Raw genomic sequence first — 25,315 nt, 5'->3', positions numbered from 1 at the left:
CACTTCACACCGCGTACGTCAAGTCATGCCGCCTGTTGATCTTCAGCGCCCGCGTCACCACCTCCTGCCAGTAGTACCGCCGCCACCGCACCGGCAACCCCACCTGATCCACGAATAATCGCCTGCCCAACACCTCCCCCACCGTCAACCGTCGACGACACACACCTAGCAGCTGCGCCGGCGTCTGCCCACAACCCCGCACCCGCTTCGTCTTCACGTAGTTCTTCACCACCAGGAAGATCGCCAGCTTGTAAGCCGCACTGTTCCGACGCTTCGTGTAAGCGATCGTCTCCCGCTTGTGCTCCGCCTCACCATGGCGGATCAGCAGATCCAGCAGGTTGATCTCGAACAGCTTGTTGATCCGGTTGCGGACCTCCTTCGAACTGGTCACGATATGGCGGATCCGGCAGCTAAGAGCCCGCAACGCCCTGGGATATGCCTTGTGCTCGTCGCTGTGGATGGTCATCGCACTCGCGCCCTCGGTCAGGTATTCCAGCAGCTCCTGCATGTCCTTACGCACGGCCTGCGGGTCTGGCCTGCCGCGGACCTGCTCGTAGACGGCGCGCCGCTCCTTCTGCTTCGGGGTCATCGTGCCCGACCGGCGTACCTCGCTGTCGGTGAAGTAGGGGAAGAAGGCGGTCTCCCTGTCCACGGCGACGTGGAAATGGAACGGGTGGAACTGGCTGTGCTCGAAGGAAACGAAGCCGTCGATGGCCAGGTCCTTGAAGACAGGCCTGTTCTGCATCATCCGGGTGTGGAAGAGCAGGGCATGCCGACCGAGACGGTAGATCTGGCGGTCGATGGTCGAGGGCGCAACGCCGAGGTCGAAGGCGATCTGGCTGTTGCAGGCGCCGCCGGTGACCTTGGTGGGCAGTTGGTCGAGGATGTCGGGCCGCTTGAGCCAGTAGGTGGTGCTGAAGGTCTGTGAACTGAAGGTGACGCCGCAGGCTTTGCAGCGGAACCTGCGGATACGGTTTGGGGGCACCTTTCGCCGGTAGTAGCCGGAGCGTTTCCAGCGCCATCCTTTGTTCAAGGGGTTGTGGAAGTGGCACTTGCGCGAGGGGCAGTGGGGTGGGACCCACGCGGGATTGTACAGATCGTGATTTTCCATGCAGAGGAAACTGCAAGATAGGAGCCGGCAACATTCTAAGCGGAATAACTAGGCCTCTGAACTGGCTACGCCGCCCGCCTGCTCCTATCTTGCCGGCTCACGCCCAACGGGAAAGGACCGCCATGCGCCCCCATCAGGCCGACCGTACCGACCTCGCCCCCAACCTGCCCAGCCGCGAGGATGCCGGCGCCCGCTGGCGCATGCCCTACGCCGAGCGGCCGCGCTACATCCAGCTCGAGACCGTGACCAAGTGCAACGCCGCCTGCCCGTTCTGCCCGCAGAACGAGCTGGATCGCGGCGTGCCCAAGATGCCCGACCGCACCTGGCAGGCCGTGGTCGACCAGACCCGCGGCTGGGGCCTGACCTACCGCCCCTTCCTGACCAACGAGCCGTTCGTGGACGTGCGCCAGCCCGAGATCTGCCGCTACATCAAGGAGCACGACCCCACCGCCAAGGTCGAGTACAACTCCAACGGCGAGCTGATGACCGAGAAGACCGCGCGCGCCATCCTCGCCGCCGGGGTCGACATCATCCGCTTCTCGGTGGATGGGCTTTCGCGCGAGACCTACGAGCCGAGCCGCGTCGGCGTGAGCTACGACCGCGTCTACGAGCGCGTGCCCGCGTTCCTGAAGATCTGGCGCGAGGAGGGGTACGAGGAGCGGGGCGTCTTCACCGAGGTCCGGGCCATCCGCGTCCCCGAGAACGAGCACGAGATCGAGGACTACCGGGCGTTCTGGTCGCCGCAGTGCAGCGACGTGGTGATCACCGAACTCTACCAGTGGCCCTGGACCGGCCAGCAGCCCCACGACGTGGTCAAGAAGCCGTGCCTGAAGGTCCTCGACGAGCTGTTCGTCTACGCCAACGGCAACGTGACCATGTGCTGCTGGGACGTGCACGAGCGCGCGGTGATCGGCAACGTCCACGAGCAGACCATCGAGGAGATCTGGACCGGCCACGCGGTCAATCACCTGCGCGCGCTGCTGGACGACGGGCGGCGCGACCTCATCCACCTCTGCTCGCGGTGCAACGCCTACAAGAACTACGATTTCTCGCGATTCTCGGTGCGGTAGACGATGGGGTCGGGGATGCCCGCCGCCGCGAAGCCCCGCAACCGGAGCCGGCAGCTCTCGCACTCGCCGCACGCCCGGTCCTCGGCGACGTAGCAGCTCCAGGTGAGCTGCAGCGGCGCCGCCAGGGCCAGGCCGCGCCGCACGATGGCCGCCTTGTCCAGGTGGATCAGCGGGGTCGCGAGGACGAGGTGCGTGTCGGGGCGCGTGCCCGCGGCGATGGCCTGGCCGAAGGCGCGGAAGAACGCCTCGCGGCAGTCGGGATAGCCCGAGCCGTCCTCTTCCACCGCCCCGATGAACAGCGCACGGGCGCCCAGGACCTCGGCCCAGCTCGTGGCGATGCAGAGGATGTGGGCGTTGCGGAACGGGACGTAGGTCGAGGGGATGGCCGCGCCGGCGGCGGGCAGGCCGGTCTCCACCTCCGCCTGGGGATCCAGGAGGCTCGAGCCGCCGATGCGGGCGAGATGGTCGAGGTCGCAGACCAGGCGGCGCTCCGCCGGAACCTCGTAGTGGTCGGCAATGGCCGTGAAGGATCGCAGTTCGCGATCCTGGGTGCGCTGGCCGTAGTTCACGTGGAGCAGGGCCAGGTCGTAGGCCCGGGCCGCCTCGGCCACGCACACGCAGCTGTCGAGGCCGCCGCTGGCGAGCACCACGGCGAGATCACGCATCAGACACCTCCCTCGGCCTCGGGCCAGACCACCTTGTGGAGCTGGATTTGAAAGCGGACCGGCAGGCGGTCGTGCAGGATCCAGGCGGCGAGATCGCGCGGTTGGAGCGCGCCCCAGCCGGGCGACATCGTCACCGGGACGCCGCGCGGCAGTCGGCGCAGGCGACCGCTCACGGCGAGGCCGGCGGTGACAAGCTCGCGGGCCCAGGCGTAGTCGGCGTGGTCGGTGATCACGATCTTGACCTCGTCCTCGGGTCCGAGCGCCGCCAGCCCGTCCCAGTCGATCTGGTCGGCCGCGATGCCGCTGCCCGGGGTCTTGACGTCGACCACGCGGCAGACTGCGGCCGGCACTTCGGCCAGCGCGATGGCCGCGCCCACGGTGCCGCTGGTCTCGAGCACCACGGCCAATCCGGCCGCGAGGGCACCGGTCATCAGAGGGTGGGCGTCGCGCTGCAGGAGCGGCTCGCCGCCGGTCAGCAGGAGCATGGGCTGCCCCAGCTCGCGGACGCGCGCCAGGACCTCGTCGGTGCTCATCCGCTCGCCACCCTGGAACGCATACGCGGTATCGCAGTACACACAGCGGCGGTGGCAGCCCGTCAGACGGACGATGACGCAGGGCCAGCCGCTATGACGTGACTCTCCCATCAACGCAGGGTATATTTCCCGGACCAGCAGCATGGATGGATCCTCCGGATCCGCAACCAGGAGCAGAGCTAGCGTGACGAAGATAACCCGACGGACGCGTGGGCACAATCACACCCGGCGGGCGGCGATCCTGGCCCTGATGGCCGCCGCCTCCCTGCTGGCCGCCTGCGGCGGCGGCGGTGACAGCCAGCCCGTCGCCGACGAGGCCGGGCACACCTACCTGGCGAAGAACTGCGCCCTGGTGGTGACCGACCATGCCCTGAACGATTTCTACTCGCTGGCCGACCGCGTCACGGCGGGGGAGGCTCCCTCCCTCGACGACATCGTGGCCCTCACCGCGGATCCGGTCTGGGAGCGCTGGCGCCGCAGCTTCGAGGTCAGCGTCCCCTCGGACATCAACCTGGCGCGCAACATCTTCATCGCCCAGGTCGGCCGGAACAAGCTGCCGCCCCGGCTGCGCGACAAGTCCTACCGCGTGGACATGGTCCGCAATTACGAGGTGAACCTGGACCTGCGCTCCGAGGTGGAGGCCTTCGTGGCCCGGTTCATCGCCGAGGAGTCCGCGTGCGGCATCGGCGCACACCTGGAAGGCTGGCTCCCGCCCGATCAGCTCCCCGACACGCTGCGGATCGACTTCCTCGCCGGCAACCCCGAGATCCGCCTCTACGAGGATCACTTCATGGTCGACGGCAGCCTGGCCTTCGCCGCGGGCCGCGAGCAGCTGGTGCGCTTCCTGGCCACCATGCTCTACCGCGACCGGGCGCTGATCCCCGGCCTGGCCCCCAACGAGGCCCATGGCCCCGACATCCTCCTGAACAGCCTCCGCATCGTGCGCAACGAGGCCGTCCCCACCTTCATCGATGAATTCGAGCGCATCACGTTCGACCCGCGCCATCCCATCCTGGGACCCTCGGCCGCCGTTCCCGACGAACTCTGCGGCCAGGCCGAACGGACCCTCCGCTCCCTCGACCGGAGCCTGACCCGCGTGCTCCAGAAGACCGATCCCACCGACGAGGACTGGCGCGCCCTCTACCGCCTCTTCGTGGGCGCGCAGAGCTGGCAGCCCACGGGCTGGTACATGGCCCGCGTCATCGTCGATCAGCTCGGCGTGCCGGCGCTCCAGGCAGCCCAGCACACGGTGGCCGACTTCTTCGCCGCCTACCAGGAAGCCTGCGCGCAGCTGCCGGCGGAGCCCACCGCCCCGACGGGCTCGCTGGAGTGGCACCTCCAGGCCGCCCCCGCGTTCAGCACCGCCAACGCCATGTGGATCGACGAGCAGCTGCGGAGGGCGTTCCCGTGAGTCCGAGCAACCGCGACCGTGGCGACATCAAGGAATTCTTCCCGGGCGACCGCTACGACACGCCCGCCGAAAACACGCGCGACCTCATGGACCGCCTCTGCCTCGGCGGCTCGCTGTGGTTCTACCTGTTGCACTCGCGGATCGTCCTGCAGTCGCGGTCGTACGCACTGCAGGACCACTACGACGACGCCACCTGGGCCCAGACCTCGTACGACATCCTGCGCAGCCTCGAGCGCTGCGGCGCCCGCTTCCACATCGCCGGCCTCGACAACATCCGCCGCGCCGCCGGCCCCGTGGTCTTCATCAGCAACCACATGAGCACCACCGAGACCCAGGTCTTCCCCTGCCTCATCTCCCCCATCATGCCGGTGACCTTCATCGTCAAGCGCAGTCTGACCACCATGCCGTTCTTCGGCCCGATCATGCGCTCGCGCGACCCCATCTGCGTCACCCGCGAGAACGCGCGCGAGGACATGGTGACGGTGATGACCGAGGGAGTGCGCAAGCTCCAGGAGGGCGTCTCGGTCATCGTCTTCCCCCAGGCCACCCGGCACCTCCGCTTCCAGACCGACCAGTTCAACTCGCTGGGCACCAAGCTCGCCGGACGCGCCGGCGTCCAGGCGCTGCCCGTGGCCATCAAGACCGACTTCTGGCAGCCGGGCCGCCTGCTCAAGGACTTCGGTCCGCTCGACCGCAAGCAGGAGATCCACATCGAGTTCGGGGAGCCGCTGGACATCGAGGGGAACGGGCGCGCGCAGCACCAGGCGGTGGTGGATTTCATCCGGACGCGACTGGTTGCGTGGGGGGCCGAGGTGGCGTGAAAAGGAAAGGGGCGGAACCCGCGGGTTCCGCCCTGGTTGGCTCGCCCCCTAGTCCCCGGGGTAGTGCACGAACTCCGGCTGGATGTCCACCGGGATCGCCTCCAGCCTGGCCAGCGCGTCGGCCAGCACCGGCGGCATGTGCGCATACTCGGCGATCAGGGCCTGGGCCGCGGCGTAGTCGCCCTCGGCCTCCATCACCAGCAACTCGTTGAGCAGCAGCTCCACCGTGGGCAGGAACCGCTCGAAGTTCACGCGGAACTTGCCGGTGACCGGATCGTGGGCGATGGCGCCCTTCTCCAGCAGGTAGTTGAACTGGATGGCGTTGGCCTGGCCGTGGGCCTCGTTGATCCCGAAGCGCACCGAGCGGAACAGGCCGGCCAGGAAGGTGACGGGCTGCTGCTCGGTGATGGCGGCGGGGAAGTAGTCGCGGCCGTCGGCGTGCAGCTTGAGGATATCCCATTCGCCCATGATGTCGGCCTTCGCCTCCTCGATGGTGGCGTAGGTGTCCTTCAGCTCGAGCCGGACCTCGGTCTCGCGGCCGTCGAGCACCAGTTTGCCCGGCCCCAGGCCGTGGCTCATCTCGTGCCACAGCGTGTGCAGGAAAAAGCTCTCGGCGGTGAGGTGGCCGAGCTGGTCATCGGCCACCAGCGTCTCGGCGATGGGGGTCAGGATCTTGTTGAACTTGGCGTCCATCATGTTGCGCAGCATGACCTTCTTGCTGCCCTTGGCCTCGCGCACGCGCTCGTCGTTGGGCAGGTTGAAGGCGATGGTCTGGATCCCGGCGCGGGTGTCGCCGCCCGAGTAGACCAGGTCGACCACGCGGATGGGCGACTCGCTGCCGCGGTCGAGGTTCTTGTGCTCGTCGGCAAGGGGCAGGTTGGCCTCGAGCCAGGGCAGGTCGTCCTTGAAGCGGGCCAGGCGCGCGGACTCGTCGGGGTCGGTCACGGTGATGAACGCCTCGAACGCAGCCTTGTAGCCGAAGAGACCATCCTCGTAGACCTCGTAGGGGCCGATGGTGGCCTCGACCCGGGCGTCGACGTCCATCCAGAGCATGTCCGACTCGAAGTAGTCGTCGCTCAGGAAGGCGGTGGCGCGGGCCTCGAGGTAGGCGGCGAGGCTCGGGTTCTCGGTGTGGGCGGCGGCCTGGCGCAGGTGCGCGGCGGCCTGCTCGAGGCCGGGACGGAAGAACGTGCTGTAGGGGATGGCCGCCAGCTCGCCGTCCGCGTCGCGGCGGACCATGGTGAACAGGCCGTCGAAGCCGCCGGCCGGGTCGGCGATGAGGTCGCGGTCGGCGCGGGTCAGGTCGCGCGGGTAGAAGTTGGCGCCCTCGGGATGCTCCCAGCCGCCGACGAAGGCCTCGTGGTGCATGCGGCGGTCCCAGGGGCCGGCGTTGATGGCGAAGTACCGGTGCAGCGCCGCGGCGCCCTGGCCGTCGTAGCCGGCGACCCGATCGTGCATGGCGTCGTAGCACGGGGTGGCCTGGACGCGGAACAGGTCGTTCATGATCCGGCCTGCGGCCACCAGCTCGTCAAGGACCGCGCGCTGGCTCGCCGAGAGGCCCGACAGGTCGGGGGCCACCTTGACCACGGCGTAGGCCTCGGTGCGCTCGGCCAGGTCGGCCAGCGGCGCCAGCGGGGCCTCGCCCAGCCAGTCGCATTCGTTGTCGGCGAATCCCTCGCCCACCCATCGGTTCACCGGTTCGACTCCTTGGTTGCCGCCACAGCCGACGAGCAGCAGGACGGCCGCGGTCAGCAGGACGAGGACGGACGTGCGCATCATGGGAGGCTCCTTGTGTGCGTTGGAGGGATCGGTTGCTTCGCGGGTACTGTGACGCATGGCCCGGCGCGGGTCAATATGCATGAAAAAACCGCCTGGTGGCGGTGTAAGGAGGTGGCGGGAGCGACGAGACTTGAACTCGCGACCTCCGGCTTGACAGGCCGGCGTTCTAACCAAACTGAACTACGCCCCCGCCAGGAAACGTAGGAGCGGCAATATAGCGCGCCCCACGCGGTCTGTCAAATGGTGACCGCGCAGTTTTTCAGGGGGCCAGCGGGGCGAAATCGGCGGCCGAGCAGTCGGCCACAGCGTCGATCTCCCACCCGGGTCCCAGCAGGCGTTCCAGATCGCCCGCCAGGCTGGGATGGCCCGCGGCCAGGGCGGTGCCCAGGGCGGCTGCGAGCGGCTCCAGGAGCTGCGCCAACGCCACGGTGAGGGGGCGGTGCGAGGTGACCAGGAGCGCCGCGTAGGGGTCTCCGGGGGCCAGTCTGGGCGTTAGGGGATCGAGACGGTCGAGGCGGGGCCACCAGGACCGGAGACGCGGCTCGAGGCCGCCCGCCTCCCCCAGGCGGTCGCCGCTGGTGGCGTCGAGCCAGAGCACGCGGTCGGGACCGGAACGCAGGCGAATCGGGGCGGCCGCCCGGCGACGGGCCTCGTCGTAGGACGCGGCCGCGGGGCCGCAGACGGCCAGGTCGAGGGCGGGCGGGTCCGTGGGCAGGCGGGGGCCGCCGTCGTCGGGCAGGGGCAGCGCGCGCCAGGGAATGCCGCGCAGGAGGACGCGGTCGCAGCCCCCCGTGGCCTCGAGCCAGCTCGCGGTGAGGATGGCGGGGTCGGCCAGGCCCTCGGTGCGGCCGTCGCCGGCGCCGAGCCCGCGCTCGGCCAGGGGGGCGCGCAACGCGCCCATGCTCACGTCGTCGCTCCAGATCTGGACGCCGGAGCCCAGCTCGCGGCGCAGCGCGGCCAGGCCCGCGGCGTCCACCGTCAGGGGCGGACGATCGGCGGCCACCGGCAAGTGCCCCACCATGATGGCGTCGGCGCCGGCGGCGAGCGCGGCGCGGAAGGGGGCGTCGCGGTCCGGGTTCGCGGCCGCGGCGGGATGGTCGTGGGTGTCGCGGCTGGTGGCGCCGTGTCCGGGCCAGTGCTTGGGGCAGCCGCGCAGGCCGGCGACCGCGAGGCCGGCCATGGCGGCGGCGGCGTGGCGCGCAGTGCGGTCCACGGTGGCGGCGAAGGCGCGGGCGCCGATCACCGGATTGTGGGGCTCGTCGAGGACGTCGCAGCAGGGGGCGAGCACGCGGCCAAGGCCCAGGTCGCGCAGGCGCCGGCCGGTCTCCTCGTGGACACGGCGGGTGAGGTCAGGATCGTCCAGGTCACCCAGAAGACGCGGCGCCGGCGGGCGGCCCGCGGCGGCCTGCAGGAACGACACCGCGCCACCCTCGTGGTCGGCGCAGATCTCGGCGCCGGCGGGCAGCACGGCGTGGAGCTCGGCGATGAGGCGGCGGCAGCCGGCCGTATCCAGGCAGTTGCGGGCGAACAGGATCACCCCGGCGGGGCGCCAGTGGGCGAGCCAGTCGCGCTCGCGCGGGTGCAACTCCGGACCGGCCAGGCCCACCACCAGACGTGTGGCCAGCTCGTTCACGGCATCGCCACCGTGCCCAGCGGCTCGATGCACGTGCCGGGATAGTAGTAGGACAGGATCCCGCGCGCATCCTGGCCAGCGCGCGCGCGGCCCACGGCGCCCATCTGGCACAGGCCCAGGCCGTGGCCCCAGCCGCGGCCCACGGCGGTCACCCCGCGGCCGGCGTCCACCTCCAGGTCGAACCAGGCGCTGCGCAGGAGCGCCGGGCTGCCGCTGGGGGGGCGCAGCACCCAGCGGGTGCGGTCGCCGCGGACGCGGTAGAGGCCGGCGTCGGTGGTGATCTCGAGGACGTCGACCCGGCCCTCGCTGGTGCGCGAGCGGATCTCCAGGTCGTGCAGCGCGCCGGGATCGCGGCCGTCGGCGCCGCCCACCGCGGGCGAGAAGGCGTCGGCAGCCCAGGCCGCGCGCGCCGGGGCGGCCACGATGTCGAGGTACGCGGGCAGCGTGCGCTGGAGCACGCGCGTCAGCTCGCTCCAGGTCCACTGCTGGCGCCACTGGAGGTACTTGCTCTCGGCGCACCAGGGATTGCCGTCGGGGCGCCGGTCGGCGCGGCCCTGGAGCACTGGGTCGGAATCCACGGGCCAGATCTCGTGAGCGCTGGCGGTGTGGCCGCCGCAGGTGGAGTGGTAGATGGTGTCGACCAGCTCGCCGTCGCGGCGCAGCACCAGCCCCGCGGTGGCGGCCACCGCGGCGGAACAGAGCGAGTCCTCCACCGCCACGCCGCCGTAGACCTGGTCGCGGGTGTCGGCGTAGACGTCGAAGCCGCGGTCGCCGCGGCCGTCGAGGTGGGCCGCGGTGTAGGTGCGCGCGGCGATGGCCTGGGCCTCCACCGCGGCCAGGTCGGTGGCCTGGCGGCCGCGGCCGATCTCGCCGGGCACCACCCCGGCCAGGTAGCTCTCGAGCTCGAGCACGTTGATCAGCGACATGCCCACCGAGTCCTGCGGGGTGGGCACGAAGTGCAGCTCGCCGCGCCACGGGCGGTCGTCCCAGCGCAGCACGTGGTCGGGGTCGTCGCTGGCCAGGATGATCCAGTCCATGATGCCGCCCTGCAGATCGCTGGCGTACATCACCTTGCTCTGCAGGTGCCAGGTGGAAACGGTGTCGCCCGGGGTGAGGTCGAGGACCTTGCGGCCGAGCTTGCCCGAGGCCAGGTGCCAGGGGCCATCGCAGGTGACGCGCTGCTTGGCGAGGTTCTCGGCCAGCCCCACCCGCACGAGCACGGGCCCGTCGGCGGGCGCCGGGGCGGGTCCGAGAGGCCGCGCGTCGGTGGTGACCTTCTTGGGGGCCATGCAGCCCGTGCTCAGCGCCAGGAGCAGTCCGAGCAGCGACAGCCGCGCCGCCACCCGCAGGCGACGGCGCGACCGATGATCAGAACGATGAGACATGCGCACCTCCGTGTCAGCGCATGATGACCAGCCTCTGCATGCCGCTGGAGACCAGGCCCGCGGCGCTGTCGATCTCCACGCGGTACAGGTACGTCCCGTTGGCAAGCTGGTCGCCCTCGCGGTCGCGACCGTTCCAGGATACGACCTCCTGGCCCGTTCCGGCCAGCGCGAAAGGCACCTCGGCCACGTAGCGACCGCTCACCGTCCACACGCGAACCTTGCCGCGCCCGCCGTGCAGGCCGGTGCCGAACACGAACTTCGTGCCCTCGCGCATGGGGTTGGGGAAGTTCACCAGCCCGGTGATGTCGATCTCCGTGGGCGGCGCCTCGGTGGTCTCCAGCTCGATGTAGCTGGTGAACCCGTCGATCGTCAGGTCCACGCCCCGTTCGGCCTTGCTGGCCGAGGCGGTGGCGGTGAAGGCGACCTGCAGGGTGTGGGCATCCAGGACGGAGTGGCTCACCGCCGAGAGCGCGAGGTTCTGGCCGGTCAGGGTGACCACGGTCTCCTCGTCGAACCAGGCCGCGCTGCTGACGGTGGTCTCGAAGTCCACCGGCTCGCCCGGCGTGAACGTGAAGGATGCGGGATCCAGCGGCTCGCTGTCCGCCACGAAGATCGTGGCCGCCTCCTGGACCACGTGCAGCGTGAGCACCACGCCGTCGGTGGCCGACGGCGGCGCCGCGCTGTCGTACAGGTGCACCAGCAGGTCGTGATCGAAGGGCCGCACCGGCAGGGTCAGTTGGTAGTCCATGACCTGGCGGCTGCCGTTGTCGTAGTACGGCGTCTCCACCACGGTCTGGCCGGTGAGGTCCTGGCCCGTGCTGTCGAGCACCAGCAGGCGGTCGATCCCCGCCTCGTCGCGCGCCTGCAACGTGATCGTGCGCTGGCCGGAGGCGTCGATGGCGGGCAGGTCGGCCTCGCCCGAGATGGCCCCGCCACCCTCGCCCTCGAGCACGGCGTCGAACTCGGGGGGACCGCAGTCCAGCACCATCAGCGGATCGCCCAGGATGGCGTACTGGTAGACCATGCGGCGGTTGGTGGAGCTCTGGGAGAGGCTCAGCACCGACGCCTCGGCGGCCCACATCAGCTCGCCCAGCAGCCAGCGGCTGGTCACCTCGGCGCCGTCGATCGCGACGTGCGGCGGCTCCTGGGTCATGATCCTGATGGTCTCGCGGCTGAGGATCTCGTTGCTGTTGAGGTACTCGTAGCCGCTGCTGCCGTAGACCGCGGAGGCGCCGCCCTGGGTGTTGAAGAGGAACTTCTCGCCCATGTTGGGATCGATGTTCCCCGAGGGGTGCCCCACGTTCTGGATGAAATCGCCCAGGTGGCAGCCCATGCCGAAGAAGACCCACGGCCGGCCCGAGTTCTGCAGGAGATCGACATCGTCGCGGTTCGCCGTCGATCGATCGTCATCCTGGAACCAGATCTCGTGGCAGAGCAGCCAGTGGTTGGCGTGGCCCTGGTAGTGGGCGATGAGGCCGCCGTTGCTCAACGCTGCGATCAAGGCCCCTGGCGCCCCGCTGGCCACGCACCAGTTGCGCGCCTCATCCAGCTCGACGGTGTCGCCGATGTCCGGGTGCAGCGGATCCATGAAGGGACGCAGCAGCACGGTATCCGCCTCGAGCGACACCAGTCCGGCATTCTCGACCCAGAGGCCGCCCATGTAAGACTCACTGTTCTCGAAGGCCACTTCCGATGGTTGATAGGTCACGATGGTGCCCTCGACCGCCAGCGTGCTGCTCGACCACGCATCATCGGCGATGAAGATCCCGCGCCGCCGCCAGCTCTGGCCGTCGCTGGCGTTCTCCACCTGCTGGATCTTGGTGAGCATCAGCTCCACATCGGCGCCGCTGTTGCAGCTGATCCGGCCGACGTACAGATCGGCGGGTTCGGAAATGGTCTCCGGGAAGCCGGAATCGCCCGCGTCGGGGTTGCCGTACCACTTGTCCGAGGCCAGGACCTCGGGCGCCAGGTTGCTGCTGGCGGTCTGGATATGGTGATGGGTCGGCACCCAGTCGCGGGCCCAGTCCTGGCCGTTGCCGGTCACGCCCAGCATGCGCGGGTTTTCGTTGGCGTCGCCGAAGATCACCAGCGCCCAGGTGCCCCAGGTGGGGCTGGCCAGCGCGTGATTGGCCAGGCGCTTGATGGCCCAGGGGGACTTGAGGCCGCCCGAGTACCAGTCGTAGAGGTCCTGTGGCTCGACCACCTGGAAGGTCAGGCCGCCGCCCGCACGCTGCCGCCGGTACTCCACCCACTGGTCCGCGCCCTCGCGGAACTCGGGGTGCGTCACCACGATCACCTCAGCGTCGCTCTCGAGCAGCTGGGTGGGGATCACCGGATCGGCGACCGCCTCGGCCTCGGTGTAGCGGATGTCTGGCACGCCGTTGCTGGTCATGCGGGCTGCGGTGTAGAACTCACGCTGGCCGCTCGTCTGGTCGACCTGCAGCGACAGCAGGTAGCCGTCGCCGTCGGCGGTCACGTTGCTGCGCGTCAGGGCGACGAATCTGGGCCGGCGTGGGTCGGTCACCTCGACGAGCCCCACGTCGTCGGTGGTGAAGCCGGGGATCTCCAGGTTCATGATCGCCGTCTCGTCGCCGCCGGGGAAATGAAGCCGTTCGAGGGGCGCCTCGTAGTGCGCGTCGTACTCCACGCGCACCCAGTCGAGGAACGAGAACAGGTTGAGCGAGGTGATGGCGTTGCGCATGCGGAAGGTCAGGTTCTCCTCGAAGAGAACGCTCGCCGGCAGCGCGGTCTCGTAGATGCGCTCGTAGCGCGTGGCGATGAGGAAGCCGGGCAGCGTGTGGACCACCGAGCCGTCGTTGAGGAGGTCCAGCAGGAGGTTCCGGTTGCTGTTGGAATTCCCCGAGATCCCCGCTTGCAGCACCGCGCCGGTCTGGTCGGGCTGCGGCGATTTGAAATCCAGCGCGACCTCGGCCGTGTAGTCGAGGACGGTATTGTAGTAGTACCGGTCCATGGTGATGCCCGGGATGTTCTCGCGGTAGCCCAGCGCCGCCTCGTAGTAGTCGATCCGGCGGTAGGTCTCCTCCGGCGTCCCATCCGACGGCGGCAGGCTCACCTGCTCCATGCGCGCCCAGGTCTCGCCGGGCGTGGGCGTGGCCAGCTGCAGCCAGTAGACATTGTACTCGTTGGCGATCTCCCGGTCGTCGCCAGCCGAGTCCAGCGCGTAGGTCTGGTCGCCGACGGTGTAGCTGAAGGGGCCGTCGTCGCGGGGTCGCTGGGCCCAGAAGAGGAACAGGTCGTCCCCGTCGAAGCCGTCGCCCTCGCCCACCATGTGGATGGGCACCTCCACCTCCACGTAGGGACGCGAGAGATCGTCGGCGGGATCGTCCAGGTCCGCGGAATAGCGCCGCTGGTAGAGCCGGATCGCGCTCTCGGCCACCGCCTCGCCCGGCAGCAGGTTGTTGGCCAGCAACTCGCTCGCGCGCACCCGGTAGAGTTGCGTCCGGTTGACCAGGATCCGCACCTGGGGATGGCCCAGGTCCTGGGCCTTGTCGCGCGGCCGCAGCGGCCGCGGCGGCAGGCTGCCCAGGTGGGTCGATTCCAGCGGCAGCCGGGTCACCTGGTCGGCGTTGAGGAAGAAGCCCGCGAAGCGGTCGTCGCCCTTGGCGGTGCGACGCTGACGGGCGCTCGGCGGTGCATCCTTGCCTGCGGCCGGATCGTCGACGAAGCGGATGCGCCACTCGCCTCCGGCGAGCACGCGCTGGGCCCGGGCGTCGCTGCTCGCGCGCACGGCCTGCACCGAGTAGGACACGATGCGGCGGCCGCGCCACCAGGACACCTCGCCCAGGGTCACCGCGGGGCCCGCCGCCAGCGCGGGATCGGGACGCCGCATGTCCTCCTGCACCGAGGCCGGCACCTGATCCAGCGGCGGCGCAAAGCCCGGCCGCGGCAGCCACGGCTGCTCGAACACCTCGTCGGTGGCGGGGTCGCGCTGCATCACCGGGACCGACGCCCGCATCAGACGCCGTCCATCCAGCGGCTGCCAATCCTCCTTGACCACCTCGAGACGCGGCGTGGTCCCGGGCGGGATCACCAGCCAGCCACCCTGGCGCGGCGTGCGGATCTGCCCGGGCAGGGCCATGCTCACGCAGCCGTCGATCCGGAGCTCCCAGGTGGGATCGCCGTCGATCCGGGGGCCGGCCTGCCATTGCGGCTGGGCCAGGTCCAGAGAGAAGTGGATCTCCTCGCGCGTGCTCGAAAGCACTGTCGGCTCGCCGGCAGCGAGGATGGGGGTCGCCAGGGCCATCAGCAGGACGACCGGTCCCAGGGTGCGGACCTGCCATGTCCTGTCCACAGACAGGTCAACGGACATGGATCGCGGCTCCATTCTCAGGGGGTTCAGCGGAATCGATCAGGGGTGGGCTCGATTTCACGACATAGGGAAGTATACCAAGGCATTCGGCGGGGGTCAAACGACGACGGGGCGGGTCGGCCCGCCCCGTCTCACGATACGTCGCCAGTCCAGACTCTACTGGAAGAGGCCCTTGACCTCGGACCAGCTCTTGGCCTCGACGGAAACCGAAGTTCCCCAGCCGAAGACGGGCAGAGACAGGTCCCCATCCACACTGTTGGGGTACATGGCGAAGAAGATGTCGGGGTTGCCGTTGTCGTTGTAGGTCATCTGGCCCGGGACCGTCGGCGGGCTGGCAGGACCGAACCGCATGAACACAGGCTCTCCCGGAGTCGGCACGTTCAGGAAGAGGATCGAACCATCGAAGATCACCACCGGCTCACCGAAATGGGGCACGGGGGTGTTCACACCGGCCAGGTACATGAAGCTGCCGCTGCCGAAGTTGGTGATGCCGCCCTGGCCAGGAACCCAGTTCTCGACCGCGAAGCTGACGTTGGTGCCCTGCACCAGGTTGGTGCCAGCATTATCGAACAGGATCTGGAACTCGAAGCCACCCAGCGTCTGGGACACACCCTCAGGATAGTACAGGACGATCTTGATGGGGTACGGCGTGAAAAGGCCGTACGCCGGGATGAAGTTGTCGCCCGGCCCATCGGTTTCGTCCCAAGTCGTGTAGACGCAGAGCATGCTGAAGCCGTTGTCCACCGGCGGGTCCATGGCCATGGAGGCCGCAGGCAGGATCATGGCCACCAGAGCCATTCCCAACAGAGCGTTGACCGTCTTGCGCATGAGTCTTCCCCTTTCCATTTCGGCTAGCGAATCAGCCCAGGATTTCTTTCGAGCGCCGGCCTGAGGCATCGCGCCTCTGCAACGGGCCAGGTCAGACTAGATATCAGCCTGCTGCACCCGACCCGACCGAGCCTCCTGCCCGGTCTAGATGGGCCGTTGCGGGCAGCCTTACCCTGAGCTCCGTGCCCAAGTTGACCGGAGTCCGGCGCTTCCACCGGTCTTCTGCTGCATGAATATCCCCGCAAAGATCGGTCCTGTCAAGCAACGATACCACACCTGAAGCCATCGTAAACAAAAGGAAACACGGGGAAACCCCCGGATTAAACTCCTGTTTGGTCCCTGGTGCAGGTTGCACGGATCGAGGGCATCAGAACGTAAAAAGAGCCCCGGACCGAAGTCCAGGGCTCTCGGGAAAAGACGCCTGATCGAGATTAGTCGAACAGAGCCTTCACGCCAGTCCAGCTGTGGTTCTCAACAGCGGTCGGGCCACTCTCAGCATTGAAGGTGAAGACGTGGGGCTGACCGGTGATGAATCCGCAGGGGATCAGGTCATCGGGGTTGGCGCCGTTGGAGATCACCGGACCGTTGTGGCCGGGGATGCTCGGAGGATCGGCAGCCATCATCATGGCCTCGAAAACCTCAGCCGGGGGGGTGAGGGAAATGACACCGATGGTGGCGCAGATGAAGATCTCGCCATCCACAGGCTGCGGAGTCGGGTAGCCGACCAGGTGGTTGGTATCGCCACCGAAGTTGTTGCCACCGTAGATATCCAGGTTCTGAATGGTCAGCGGGGGCATGGTCCAACCGACCTCGTAGCCACCGACGGAGCTCACGCTAGCGTTGTGCAGCGTGATGTAGAGGTTGAACGGCTGGTACTGCTCGATCAGCTTGAAGTTCTCGTAGCCGCCAGCACCATCGGTCCAGAGACCGAATTCGTTCTCTTCCTGGGCGAGGGCGCCGCTGGCCATCAGGGCCACCAGAGCCAGAACTAGCAATTTCTTCATGGTTGCTCTCCTGAAGCAGCGCAGGTCTGATGAAGATGCCGGAGGGGGCTGGTTCCCTGCTGCCCCGCCGCCTGCATCGGCGGGGCAGCTTCCGGCACGTTTGTGATGGTCTACAGCCTAGTTGGACTAGTTGCAGCCCGCGCCAATGCCACCGGTCATGCGGACGATGTCCGCCAGGTTGATGGCATTGTCGTTGTTGAAATCGGCACAGTAAGAATAGTCACCGTTCAGAACCTGCGTGAAGGTCACGATATCAGCCAGGTTCACGGCGAGATCACCGTTCAGATCGGCGCTGTTGAAGGTAATGTCCAGGCCACCACCGCTGAGGGGGCTGCCCGCGACAATGATCTCCACCGTCTCCCCTTCGGAGCAGCCGCCACCATTGACCGGGTTGGTCCAGGTGGTCTGACCGTTCTCGTCAGTGGAGGCATCAGCGTCGGTACCGCCGTTGCAGTACGCCAGGCCATCGTCGCTGGTCTCGAGCCACAGATCCTGGAAAGGATACAGGAAGATGCCATCACCGTTGCTGTCGACCAGCGTCAGGGTGATGGTGGCATCCACGGTGGCGCCGCCATCGGCGAAGGCCTCATCCAGACTCGATCCCAGACCATTGGGCAGTGCAAACACCGAAGCGCCAGCAGCACCATCGGGAATAACAGCAGTCGACAGGCCTAGGTCAGGAACGCCAGCCCAAGCCAAATTAGCCAGGCTCACGACCAGGATGCCGAGCAAGAACCTACGAAGCATTAGGTCACCTCCAAAAGTGATCCGTTCAAGCGAGGGTGGCTAACCCAGGCGGAGTACGTGTGAGAACCGCGTAGAGTCCTCCTTCCCACTCGGAGTCCATCACTTGACGTGTATTAGACTACCACAGGGGAGCGCCGCAAGCAACTATCTTTTTTCCCAGCATACCAATAATTTGCAATACCGTATCTGTCGCGATGACGGCAAGATTCGTCATTCGCCACCAGATGCCAGCGAGAGCCCATTGGTTCAAATTTAAGCATTGTAGATCAATCGTGGTGGGCGAAACAGGATTCGAACCTGTGACCCCCTGCTTGTAAGGCAGGTGCTCTAACCAGCTGAGCTATTCGCCCACCCCGCTGCGGAACTGGCGCCAGATGAAGACGGGTAGCGCCACGCAGTAACCACCGACGAGGAGCAAAGGGCCCCAGGAGAGTCGCTGAGCGTCGAGCAGGACGTAACCGAGGCCGATGGCGGCCAGGCCCAGCAGGAGGATCCAGTATTGGCGCATGAAACTCACGGTGTGCCTTCCTCGTTGGCAGGTGTCCGCCGCAAGGTTACGGCCTGGGTGCGGTGGCGTCAACGTCGGCGCTGACGCATGAGGCGGCGATAACGCTCGACGGCTTCCTGATGCTCGGCGAGCGTCCGCGAGAAGACGTGCCCGCCCTCGCCGTCGGCCACGAAGTAGAGCGCCCGGCACGAGGTGTCCGGTGCCGCGGCGGCCGCCAGGGCCGCGGTCCCGGGGCAGCCGATGGGTCCCGCGGGCAGACCCCCGCGGCGGTACGTGTTGTACGGCGAGTCCACCTCGAGATCCTTGTAGAGGAGCCGCTGGCCGCGCTTGCTTAACCAGAAGGCCACGGTGGGGTCGGCCTCCAGGCGCATGCCGTTGGCGAGCCGGTTATGATAGACCGCCGCCACCCTGGGGCGCTCCTCGGCAAGCTGGGCCTCGGCCTCGACGATGGCCGCGAGGGTCACCAGCGCGTGGGGCGAGAAGGGCTGGCCGGTGGCGAGACTGTCGAGCCGCGCCAGTTGCAGCCCGACCACGCTCCGGGCCACCGTGGCCGCGTCGCTGCCCTCGGCGAAGTGGTACGTGTCAGGCGCCAGATACCCCTCGCACCAGTGGATCTCGCGGTCGCCGCCGGTCGCTTCGATGACCTCGGTCAGCCGGCGGCGCTCGACCGCGGTCATGAGCGTGTCCGCGCCGCGCCGGATCATGGTGTCGGCCGCGGCCAGGATGGCCGCGGGATCCAGGTCGAGACTGTCGGCGAGGCTGCGAGCGAGGGCGGCCGCCTCCAGGCCCTCGGTCAGTTGCACCACCACCGGCAGGGGACGCCCGGCCAGCAGCAGCGCCAGGATCCGGCGCGGCGAGGCGCCGGTCGGGATCTCGTACCGTCCGACCTGCAAGGTGTGGTCGCGTCCGCTGAGGCGGGCTCCCAGCAGGAAGATCCGGGGATGGCGCAGGAGACCCTGCTGCTGCAGCTGCCCGGCCACGTGGTGCAGCGTGGCGCCGGGTGCGACCCGCACGATGGTGACCGGCGGCTGGGCGGACCGTGGGGCGGGGCCCGTGGTCCAGGCCCGCCAGGCGATGATTCCCAGGATGACCCCCGCGACCAGGAACGCCAGGGTCGTCGCCACCAGCAGACGAAGCCAGCGACGTCCCCTCATGACGAGTCCGCCGCGAGTCGGTCCAGATGGTTCTGGAGGATGATCTGGGCCGCCACGTCGTCCACCTCGCCCCGCCGGGCGGGGCGCCCCCGCAGGGCGATGGCGCGCGCGGCCTCCTGGCTGGTGTAGCGTTCGTCGAGCAGGACGATGGGCAGTCCCAGCGCCTCCTCGACCCTGCTGGCGAATCGCCGGACCCGGGCCGCCATGTCGGTCTCGCGGCCGTCGGCGGTCAGCGGCAGCCCCATGACCACGCCCGTGGCGCCGCGCTCGGCGGCCAGGTCGCGCAACCGCTGCAGGATGGAGCCGTCACGGCCTTCCACGTGGACCCCCACGGACAGAGCCAACCGCGTCTCGGGATCGCTGACGGCGATACCGATGCGACGCAGGCCGTAGTCGAGTCCGATGAGGACAGGCATGAGCGGCGGGTCAATCCGAATGGTTCAGGTTCTTGGTGAGCCGGACGCGGAAGCGGCCGTCGCTGGCTCGGCCATAGGTGAGTTCGTCGGTGAACTCGCGCATGATGAGGATGCCGCGCCCGCGTTCGCGCATGAGATCCTCGGCCGGTTGCCAGGACGAGTAGTCGAATCCCGGCCCATCATCCATGACGGCCACGTGGATCTGGTTCTCGCCCACCTCGATATGGACCTCGATGGGGCGCTCCTCGGCAAGCTGATTGCCGTGCTCCATGGCGTTGGTGCAGGCCTCGATGACCGCCGTGCCGAGTTCCTCGAGAAGCTGACGGGGACAGTCCAGATCGCTCCCCACCTCGAGTAGCACCGCGTCGGGCACGCCGAGGAAGGCCATCTGACTGGGCAGCTTAAGTTCGATGCGGGAGTTCACGTCGGTCCCCCGTCCAAGGTTAGGCAAAACTCCGGACTGCCTCGTCCTCATCCTCGAAGGAGTGGAAGACGGTGGACAGCTTGGACACGATGAAGATGTTCTCGATACGCTCGGTGACCTTCAGCAGTTTCAACTCCCCGCCCGCTCTGTTGACCGTGGTGTACCCCGAGATGAGGATCCCGAGTCCCGTGCTGTTGACCCACTTCACCTTCTCCATGTTGACGATGAAGTTGACCACACCCTCGTGCATGATGGTCCGCAGCACTTCGTTGAAGGCTTCGGCGTCGGGCCCCCCCATGAGCTTGCCGCTCATGTCCAGGATGGCGATCCCGTCGCGCCGCCGTTCCTTGATCTTCACGCGTCGTCACTCCTCTGGTCGGTGGAGGCTCACTCCTGCGGCACGTCACGGCAGGATAGTTCAGCCGACCTTTCCTGTCCAGCCTCAGGGCCACCTTCGCTGCGACCGAGTTCGCGCCGCAGTCCCGACAGGGCGTTGTCGAAATCTTCGGGCAGGGGGGCCGTGAACGAGAGCCGGCGGCCGTCCGCCGGGTGCTCGAGATGCAATTCGGCGGCGTGCAGCAGTTGCCGAGGCGCCGCCGCCACCAGCCGGGCGGCCGCCTGGCGGTCCACGGGGCGCACGTTGTGGGCGCGCCGATCATCGCCGTAGACCGGGTCGCCGACCACCGGGTGGCCGTGATGGGCGAAGTGCACACGGATCTGATGGGTCCGTCCGGTCTCCAGGCGCACGCGGCAGAGCTGGACGAACTCCAGGTCCTCGCAGACCTCGACATGGGTGATCGCCTCGCGTCCCCCACGCGGGACCACGGCCATCCGCTGCCGATCGGTCGGGTGGCGACCGAGATTCCCGCGGAGCTCGCAGGTCGCCTCGGGCCACAGGCCCCAGCTCAACGCGAGGTAGACCCGGCCCAGGGTGCGGTCGCGCAGCTGGGCAGCGAGGGTGCGGTGGGCCACCGCGCTGAGGGCCACCACCAGGAGCCCGCTGGTCTCACGGTCGAGGCGGTGCACGATGCCCGGGCGGAGCGGGTCGCCGGTGTCGGCCAGGGCGCGCTGATGATGGAGCAGGGCGTTGACCAGGGTGCCGTCGGCATGTCCCGGGGCCGGATGCACCACCAGTCCCACCGGCTTGTTGATCACCAGCAGGTCCGCGTCCTCGTAGACGATGTCCAGCGGGATGTCCTGGGGGCTGGCAGTGGGAGGCTCCGGTGCCGTGATGCTCACCGCGATCTCGTCGCCGGCGGCGGGGCGGAACGACTTGGGGCGCAGCCGTCCCCCCACGGTGACCGCCTCGGCGGCGAAGGCTTTCTGGATGTGGCTGCGGCTGAGCCCGGGCAGGCGCTCGGCCAGGATGCGATCGAGGCGCTGGCCGGCCTCCTCGGCGGTGACGACGAAATGGAGGGGCTGTTCAGTCATGGCCGAGACGCCGGGCCCGCCGTTCGCGGCGCTCCTCGGCCAGCAGGCAGAAGAGGAGCAGGGCGCCACCGCACGTCACCCCGATGTCGGCCACGTTGAAGGTCCAGAACCGGTGCGGCCCGATACCGAAATCGAGGAAGTCCACGACCAGCCCGTCGTAGAACACCCGGTCGACCAGGTTGCCCAGAGCGCCGCCGAGGATCAGGCCCATGGCCAGGCGGCGCCAGCGCTGGACGGCGGGAGTCGCCAGCAGGAACCAGATCAGCAGGACGGCCGCACTGGCACTGATCGCCACCAGCATCCAGCGGCCGAAGGGAGTCAGGCCCATGGCGGCGCCGGGGTTGCGCACGTAGGCCAGACGGAAGAAGTCGCCCAGCACCTCGACCCGGTCGAAGCGCAGGGTCTCGGCATGGGCCAGCACCAGGCGCTTGCTGACGAAGTCCACGATCAACAGTCCGACGGCCCAGAGCCAGGCAGAGGAGCGCCGCATCAAAGGCGTCCTTCCTCTTCCTTCTCCTTGCACTCGATGCAGAGGCGGGCGTGCGGCAGGGCGCGCAGGCGCTCCATGCTGATCTTGCCGCCGCATTCGTCGCACTTGCCGTAGCTGCCATCCTCGATGCGATTGAGCGCTTCCTCGATGTGGTAGAGGTACCGCCCCTCGGTGCTGGCGAACTGGATGGTGGCCTCGTACTGGTACTCGTCGGTCCCCTGGTCGGCGAGGTGATTGGAATGCGCCTTGCCGGTGCCACCGCCGTCCTGGCCGTCGAGGCCACGGATGACCTTGTGGTGGTCGGCCATGGAGTGCATGACCCGCTCCTTCTCGGCCATCAGGAGCTTGCGGAACCGCTGCAGTTCGGTCTTGCGCATGCGTGTCCCCTTCCGCTGCGCTCAGATCTTGGCGAGCTTGACGGTGATTTCCGAATCCTCGATCCGGAAGGTATCGCCATGCGGCATGTCGCCTGCTGCCGCGAGCGATTCGGCCAGGGTCTCCTGGCAGATACGATCGGCATGGACGGCCACGGTCGCCTGCACCGCATCGGGGCCGGCCACCACGAGGCGGATACGGTCGCTCACCTCGAGGCCGCTCTTCTTGCGCAGATTCTGCACCTTGTTGATGATCTCGCGGGCCAGGCCCTCGGCGCGCAGCGCGTCGTCGAGGGTGGTATCGAGCGCCACCGTGAGCCCGCCCTGCCCGGTGGCGGCGAACGGCGCGATCCCCTCCTGGCGTACCTGGATCTCCTCGAAACCCAGGGTTTCCTGCCGCCCGTCGGCCTCGACATCGATCTGCCCATGCTCGCGCAGGTGCATCACCTGGTTGGGCGTCAGGGCGTCGATGGCCTTGGCCCAGACCGGCGACTGCTTGCCGAAGCGCGGTCCCAGCGCCCGGAAGTTCGCCTTGGCGGCGAGGGTGGCCACCTCGCGGGGATCGGCCACGGCCTCGAGCCGCTTCACGTTCAGTTCGCTGGCCACGTAGCTCGTCAGGGTCGCGTCGCCCAGCAGCCCCGCGGCACGATCGTCGGTGCTGTGCACGAGGAGCCGCCCCAGCGGCTGTCGCACCTTGAGCTGGGTCTCCTGGCGCAGACTGCGCCCGAGGCCCACCACGTCCTGGGCCGCCTGCATGCGCCGCTCGAGATCCACGTCCTGCAACGTCGGGTCGACCGCCGGGAAGTCCTGCAGGTGGACCGAGAGGTCGGCCTGCTCGTGACCGCGCAGGCCGCGGTAGAGTTCCTCGGCGGTGAAGGGCACGAAGGGCGCCAGGAGGCGCAGCACCGTCTCGAGCACGGTGAAGAGGGTGGTGTAGGCGGTGTGCTTGTCGGTGTCGACCTCGCCGTGCCAGAACCGCTTTCGCGAGAGCCGGACGTACCAGTTGCTCACGTCGTCGAGGACGAAGGCGGCGAGGGTCTTGCCCGCGCGGGTGAGGTTCATGTCCTCGAGGTCGTCGTGGACCGAGCGCGTGACCGACTGCAGGCGGCTGATGATCCAGCGGTCGAGCAGATCGGGCGCGGTGGCACGCGCCGGATCGGGCGTCCAGCGGTCGAGGTTGGCGTAGGTGGCGAAGAACCTGTAGGTGTTCTCGAGCGTGCCCAGCAGCTTGCTGCGCGCCTCGTCCACGCCCGACTCCTCGAACTTGGTGGGGATCCACACCGGATTGACGGTGATCATGTACCAGCGCAGGGGGTCGGCGCCGTGCTGGCGCATGATGGCCATGGGGTCGACGGTGTTGCCCACCGACTTGGACATCTTCTTGCCCTTGCGGTCGAGGATCAGCTCGTTGACCAGGCAGCGCTTGTAGCTGCTGCGGCCGGTGAGGAAGGTGCCGATCACCAGCATGGTGTAGAACCAGCCGCGGGTCTGGTCGATACCCTCGGAGATGAAGTCGGCGGGATACTGGTTCTGGAAGAGCTCCTCGTTCTCGAACGGCCAGTGGTACTGGGCGAAGGGCATGGAGCCCGAGTCGAACCAGCAGTCGATGACCTCGGGCGTGCGGCGCATGGTGCCCTGGCAGCCCTCGTGGGTGCAGCCGAAGGTGAGGTCGTCCACGTGCGGCCGGTGCAGATCGAGGCCGCTCTGGTCCCGGCCGGTGAGCTCGCTCAGTTCGGCGCGGCTGATGGGCAGGTGCAGCCCGCCGCATGCCTGGCAGACCCAGACGTTGAGCGGCGTGCCCCAGAAGCGGTTGCGGCTGAGCGACCAGTCGATGTTGCCGGCGAGCCAGTTGCCGAACCGGCCCGACCCCACCTCGGGCGGCGCCCAGACGATGTCCTTGTTGGCGGCCACCAGTTGCTCGCGCATCCTGCTGGTGGCGATGAACCAGCTCGGCGTGGCGTAGTAGATGAGCGCGTTGCCGCAGCGGTCGTGGAACGGGTACTCGTGGGTGTAGGTGGCCTTGGCGTAGAGCTGGCCGTGCTCCTGGAGATGCTCGACGATCCTGGGGTCGGCCTTCTTGACGTGCAGGCCCTGCCAGGGCGCGACCTCGGCGGTGAACTGGCCGTTCTGGTCCACCGGCTTGAAGAACGCCAGGTCCTCGCGCTGGCCCACCTGGAAGTCGTCCTCGCCGAAGGCCGGCGCCATGTGGACGATGCCGGTGCCCGAATCGAGGGTCACGAAGTCGGCGGCCACCACCTTGAACGCTTCCTTGCCCTCGGGTACCGCGCAGAACGGCAGCAGCTGCTCGTAGTGCCGGCCCAGCAGGTCGCGGCCCTTGAAGGTCTCGAGCACCTCGATGCCCCGTTCGGCGTCGAGCACCGAGAGGCGGGCCTCGGCCAGGATCAGCACCTCGTCGCCGTGGCGGACGCGGACGTAGTCGAAGTCCTCGCCCACGGCGAGCGCCACGTTGCTGGGCAGGGTCCATGGTGTGGTGGTCCAGGTCAGGAACGACTCGTCGGCATCGGAGGCCTTGAGGCGGACGAAGACCGAGGGGTCGCTGACGGTCTGGTAGCTGTTGGCCATCTCGTGGCTCGACAGCGGAGTGGCGCACACCGGGCAGTAGGGCACCACCTTGTGGCCGCGGTAGAGGAGGTCGGCGGCGTGGAAGCGCTGCAGGATCGCCCACACCGACTCGATGTACTCGTTGGTGTAGGTGATGTAGGGGTCGTCCAGGTCGACCCAGTAGCCGAGCAGCTCGGTGAACTCGTCCCACTCGGCCTTGCACGACCAGACGCTCTCGCGGCACTTGTCGTTGAAGGCCGCCAGGCCGTAGTCGAGGATCTCCTGCGCCCCCTGGATGCCCAGGGTCTTCTCCACCGACCGTTCCACCGGCAGGCCGTGGGTGTCCCAGCCCGCCTTGCGCACCACGCGGTGGCCGGTCATGGTCTTGAAGCGACAGATGATGTCCTTGCACAGCCGCGCCATGACGTGGTGCACGCCCGGCTTGCCGTTGGCCGTGGGCGGCCCCTCGTAGAAGACCCAGTCGGGCGCCCCCTCGCGCTGCGCGATGCTGCGGCGGAAGGTGTCGTGCTCGCGCCAGAACGCACTGATGCCATGCTCGGATTCGGCATCGTGGAAGGGTCGCGACGGGGATGGGTACAGCTCGGCCATGTCCGCGAACGTCCTCGCAGGTTGGCGGCT

General features: G+C 68.3%; 22 protein-coding genes and 2 tRNA genes. 3 read left to right on the top strand and 21 right to left on the bottom strand.

Annotated elements, in window-relative coordinates:
• Nucleotides 1-4 precede the first annotated feature (4 nt).
• Entirely contained in the window at nt 5-1,111 is a 1,107-nt protein-coding gene (locus IFSED24_RS02415) for a hypothetical protein (protein ID WP_491333634.1), read from the bottom strand.
• A gap of 122 nt (nt 1,112-1,233) precedes the next feature.
• Here IFSED24_RS02415 and IFSED24_RS02410 point away from each other — a divergent pair, with 122 nt between their 5' ends.
• Complete coding sequence (locus IFSED24_RS02410) at nt 1,234-2,181, top strand: radical SAM/SPASM domain-containing protein (protein WP_491333633.1); 948 nt, start codon at nt 1,234-1,236, stop codon at nt 2,179-2,181.
• Here IFSED24_RS02410 and queC read toward each other — a convergent pair.
• Together queC and IFSED24_RS02400 are read right to left on the bottom strand one after the other, a co-directional pair.
• Nucleotides 2,151-2,846, bottom strand: a complete 696-nt coding sequence (gene queC / locus IFSED24_RS02405) for a 7-cyano-7-deazaguanine synthase QueC (protein WP_491333632.1) — start codon at nt 2,844-2,846, stop codon at nt 2,151-2,153. The genes IFSED24_RS02410 and queC overlap by 31 nt on opposite strands.
• Nucleotides 2,846-3,523, bottom strand: coding sequence for a radical SAM protein (locus tag IFSED24_RS02400; protein WP_491333631.1), 678 nt, complete (start codon nt 3,521-3,523; stop codon nt 2,846-2,848). The genes queC and IFSED24_RS02400 overlap by 1 nt, the downstream gene beginning before the upstream one ends.
• 40 nt (nt 3,524-3,563) lie before the next feature.
• Here IFSED24_RS02400 and IFSED24_RS02395 point away from each other — a divergent pair, with 40 nt between their 5' ends.
• On the top strand, nt 3,564-4,790 hold the full coding sequence (locus IFSED24_RS02395) for a DUF5700 domain-containing putative Zn-dependent protease (RefSeq protein ID WP_491333630.1): 1,227 nt from the start codon (nt 3,564-3,566) through the stop codon (nt 4,788-4,790).
• Entirely contained in the window at nt 4,787-5,611 is an 825-nt protein-coding gene (locus IFSED24_RS02390) for a lysophospholipid acyltransferase family protein (protein WP_491333629.1), read from the top strand. Before IFSED24_RS02395 ends, IFSED24_RS02390 begins: the two co-directional genes overlap by 4 nt.
• Nucleotides 5,612-5,659: 48 nt before the next feature.
• On the opposite strand, the gene IFSED24_RS02385 is transcribed toward IFSED24_RS02390, so the two are convergent.
• The 18 genes from IFSED24_RS02385 to ileS all read right to left on the bottom strand — a co-directional run bounded on the left by IFSED24_RS02385 (nt 5,660) and on the right by ileS (nt 25,285).
• Nucleotides 5,660-7,390, bottom strand: coding sequence for a dipeptidyl-peptidase 3 family protein (locus IFSED24_RS02385; RefSeq protein WP_491333628.1), 1,731 nt, complete (start codon nt 7,388-7,390; stop codon nt 5,660-5,662).
• A 112-nt stretch (nt 7,391-7,502) separates the two neighbouring features.
• Nucleotides 7,503-7,580, bottom strand: a tRNA-Asp gene (locus IFSED24_RS02380).
• Nucleotides 7,581-7,649: 69 nt separating this feature from the next.
• Nucleotides 7,650-9,023: a glycoside hydrolase family 3 N-terminal domain-containing protein gene (locus IFSED24_RS02375; RefSeq protein ID WP_491333627.1), complete on the bottom strand. Its 1,374-nt coding sequence runs from the start codon at nt 9,021-9,023 to the stop codon at nt 7,650-7,652.
• Complete coding sequence (locus IFSED24_RS02370) at nt 9,020-10,408, bottom strand: SpoIID/LytB domain-containing protein (RefSeq protein ID WP_491333626.1); 1,389 nt, start codon at nt 10,406-10,408, stop codon at nt 9,020-9,022. The genes IFSED24_RS02375 and IFSED24_RS02370 overlap by 4 nt, the downstream gene beginning before the upstream one ends.
• A gap of 13 nt (nt 10,409-10,421) precedes the next feature.
• Complete coding sequence (locus IFSED24_RS02365) at nt 10,422-14,738, bottom strand: C25 family cysteine peptidase (protein ID WP_491333625.1); 4,317 nt, start codon at nt 14,736-14,738, stop codon at nt 10,422-10,424.
• 156 nt (nt 14,739-14,894) lie between these two features.
• Complete coding sequence (locus IFSED24_RS02360; RefSeq protein WP_491333624.1) at nt 14,895-15,566, bottom strand: hypothetical protein; 672 nt, start codon at nt 15,564-15,566, stop codon at nt 14,895-14,897.
• A gap of 431 nt (nt 15,567-15,997) precedes the next feature.
• Nucleotides 15,998-16,570, bottom strand: a complete 573-nt coding sequence (locus IFSED24_RS02355) for a hypothetical protein (protein ID WP_491333623.1) — start codon at nt 16,568-16,570, stop codon at nt 15,998-16,000.
• A 126-nt stretch (nt 16,571-16,696) separates the two neighbouring features.
• A complete protein-coding gene (locus IFSED24_RS02350; protein ID WP_491333622.1) occupies nt 16,697-17,317 on the bottom strand; it encodes a hypothetical protein in 621 nt (206 codons plus the stop codon).
• Nucleotides 17,318-17,590: 273 nt separating this feature from the next.
• Nucleotides 17,591-17,667 (bottom strand) — tRNA-Val (locus IFSED24_RS02345).
• On the bottom strand, nt 17,658-17,834 hold the full coding sequence (locus IFSED24_RS02340) for a hypothetical protein (protein WP_491333621.1): 177 nt from the start codon (nt 17,832-17,834) through the stop codon (nt 17,658-17,660). Before IFSED24_RS02340 ends, IFSED24_RS02345 begins: the two co-directional genes overlap by 10 nt.
• A gap of 59 nt (nt 17,835-17,893) precedes the next feature.
• Nucleotides 17,894-18,979: an endolytic transglycosylase MltG gene (gene mltG / locus IFSED24_RS02335; RefSeq protein ID WP_491333620.1), complete on the bottom strand. Its 1,086-nt coding sequence runs from the start codon at nt 18,977-18,979 to the stop codon at nt 17,894-17,896.
• Nucleotides 18,976-19,395 carry a Holliday junction resolvase RuvX gene (gene ruvX, locus IFSED24_RS02330; RefSeq protein ID WP_491333619.1) on the bottom strand — a complete coding sequence of 140 codons (420 nt, stop codon included), beginning with the start codon at nt 19,393-19,395 and terminating at the stop codon, nt 18,976-18,978. Before ruvX ends, mltG begins: the two co-directional genes overlap by 4 nt.
• Before the next feature lie 10 nt (nt 19,396-19,405).
• On the bottom strand, nt 19,406-19,819 hold the full coding sequence (locus tag IFSED24_RS02325; RefSeq protein ID WP_491333618.1) for an ATP-binding protein: 414 nt from the start codon (nt 19,817-19,819) through the stop codon (nt 19,406-19,408).
• A 19-nt stretch (nt 19,820-19,838) separates the two neighbouring features.
• Nucleotides 19,839-20,177, bottom strand: a complete 339-nt coding sequence (locus tag IFSED24_RS02320) for an STAS domain-containing protein (RefSeq protein WP_491333617.1) — start codon at nt 20,175-20,177, stop codon at nt 19,839-19,841.
• A gap of 29 nt (nt 20,178-20,206) precedes the next feature.
• The gene (locus tag IFSED24_RS02315) at nt 20,207-21,250 is read right to left on the bottom strand and encodes an RluA family pseudouridine synthase (protein WP_491333616.1); all 1,044 of its coding nucleotides are present in this window, start codon (nt 21,248-21,250) and stop codon (nt 20,207-20,209) included.
• Complete coding sequence (gene lspA / locus IFSED24_RS02310; protein ID WP_491333615.1) at nt 21,243-21,740, bottom strand: signal peptidase II; 498 nt, start codon at nt 21,738-21,740, stop codon at nt 21,243-21,245. The genes IFSED24_RS02315 and lspA overlap by 8 nt, the downstream gene beginning before the upstream one ends.
• The gene (locus tag IFSED24_RS02305) at nt 21,740-22,117 is read right to left on the bottom strand and encodes a TraR/DksA family transcriptional regulator (RefSeq protein ID WP_491333614.1); all 378 of its coding nucleotides are present in this window, start codon (nt 22,115-22,117) and stop codon (nt 21,740-21,742) included. Before IFSED24_RS02305 ends, lspA begins: the two co-directional genes overlap by 1 nt.
• A 21-nt stretch (nt 22,118-22,138) precedes the next feature.
• On the bottom strand, nt 22,139-25,285 hold the full coding sequence (ileS, locus tag IFSED24_RS02300; RefSeq protein ID WP_491333613.1) for an isoleucine--tRNA ligase: 3,147 nt from the start codon (nt 25,283-25,285) through the stop codon (nt 22,139-22,141).
• Nucleotides 25,286-25,315: the final 30 nt, after the last annotated feature.

The sequence above is a fragment of the Candidatus Latescibacter sp. IFSED24 genome (assembly GCF_058273205.1).
This window is presented reverse-complemented; position numbering and strand designations above follow the sequence as displayed.

Excerpts from the sequence above, each read along its gene's own strand:
- IFSED24_RS02415 (WP_491333634.1), bottom strand. The coding sequence starts at position 1,111 with ATGGAAAATCACGATCTGTACAATCCCGCGTGGGTCCCACCCCACTGC.
- IFSED24_RS02410 (WP_491333633.1), top strand. The coding sequence starts at position 1,234 with ATGCGCCCCCATCAGGCCGACCGTACCGACCTCGCCCCCAACCTGCCC.
- queC (WP_491333632.1), bottom strand. The coding sequence starts at position 2,846 with ATGCGTGATCTCGCCGTGGTGCTCGCCAGCGGCGGCCTCGACAGCTGC.
- IFSED24_RS02400 (WP_491333631.1), bottom strand. The coding sequence starts at position 3,523 with ATGCTGCTGGTCCGGGAAATATACCCTGCGTTGATGGGAGAGTCACGT.
- IFSED24_RS02385 (WP_491333628.1), bottom strand. The coding sequence starts at position 7,390 with ATGATGCGCACGTCCGTCCTCGTCCTGCTGACCGCGGCCGTCCTGCTG.
- IFSED24_RS02370 (WP_491333626.1), bottom strand. The coding sequence starts at position 10,408 with ATGTCTCATCGTTCTGATCATCGGTCGCGCCGTCGCCTGCGGGTGGCG.
- IFSED24_RS02365 (WP_491333625.1), bottom strand. The coding sequence starts at position 14,738 with ATGTCCGTTGACCTGTCTGTGGACAGGACATGGCAGGTCCGCACCCTG.
- IFSED24_RS02360 (WP_491333624.1), bottom strand. The coding sequence starts at position 15,566 with ATGCGCAAGACGGTCAACGCTCTGTTGGGAATGGCTCTGGTGGCCATG.
- IFSED24_RS02355 (WP_491333623.1), bottom strand. The coding sequence starts at position 16,570 with ATGAAGAAATTGCTAGTTCTGGCTCTGGTGGCCCTGATGGCCAGCGGC.
- IFSED24_RS02350 (WP_491333622.1), bottom strand. The coding sequence starts at position 17,317 with ATGCTTCGTAGGTTCTTGCTCGGCATCCTGGTCGTGAGCCTGGCTAAT.
- mltG (WP_491333620.1), bottom strand. The coding sequence starts at position 18,979 with ATGAGGGGACGTCGCTGGCTTCGTCTGCTGGTGGCGACGACCCTGGCG.
- ruvX (WP_491333619.1), bottom strand. The coding sequence starts at position 19,395 with ATGCCTGTCCTCATCGGACTCGACTACGGCCTGCGTCGCATCGGTATC.
- IFSED24_RS02315 (WP_491333616.1), bottom strand. The coding sequence starts at position 21,250 with ATGACTGAACAGCCCCTCCATTTCGTCGTCACCGCCGAGGAGGCCGGC.
- lspA (WP_491333615.1), bottom strand. The coding sequence starts at position 21,740 with ATGCGGCGCTCCTCTGCCTGGCTCTGGGCCGTCGGACTGTTGATCGTG.
- IFSED24_RS02305 (WP_491333614.1), bottom strand. The coding sequence starts at position 22,117 with ATGCGCAAGACCGAACTGCAGCGGTTCCGCAAGCTCCTGATGGCCGAG.
- ileS (WP_491333613.1), bottom strand. The coding sequence starts at position 25,285 with ATGGCCGAGCTGTACCCATCCCCGTCGCGACCCTTCCACGATGCCGAA.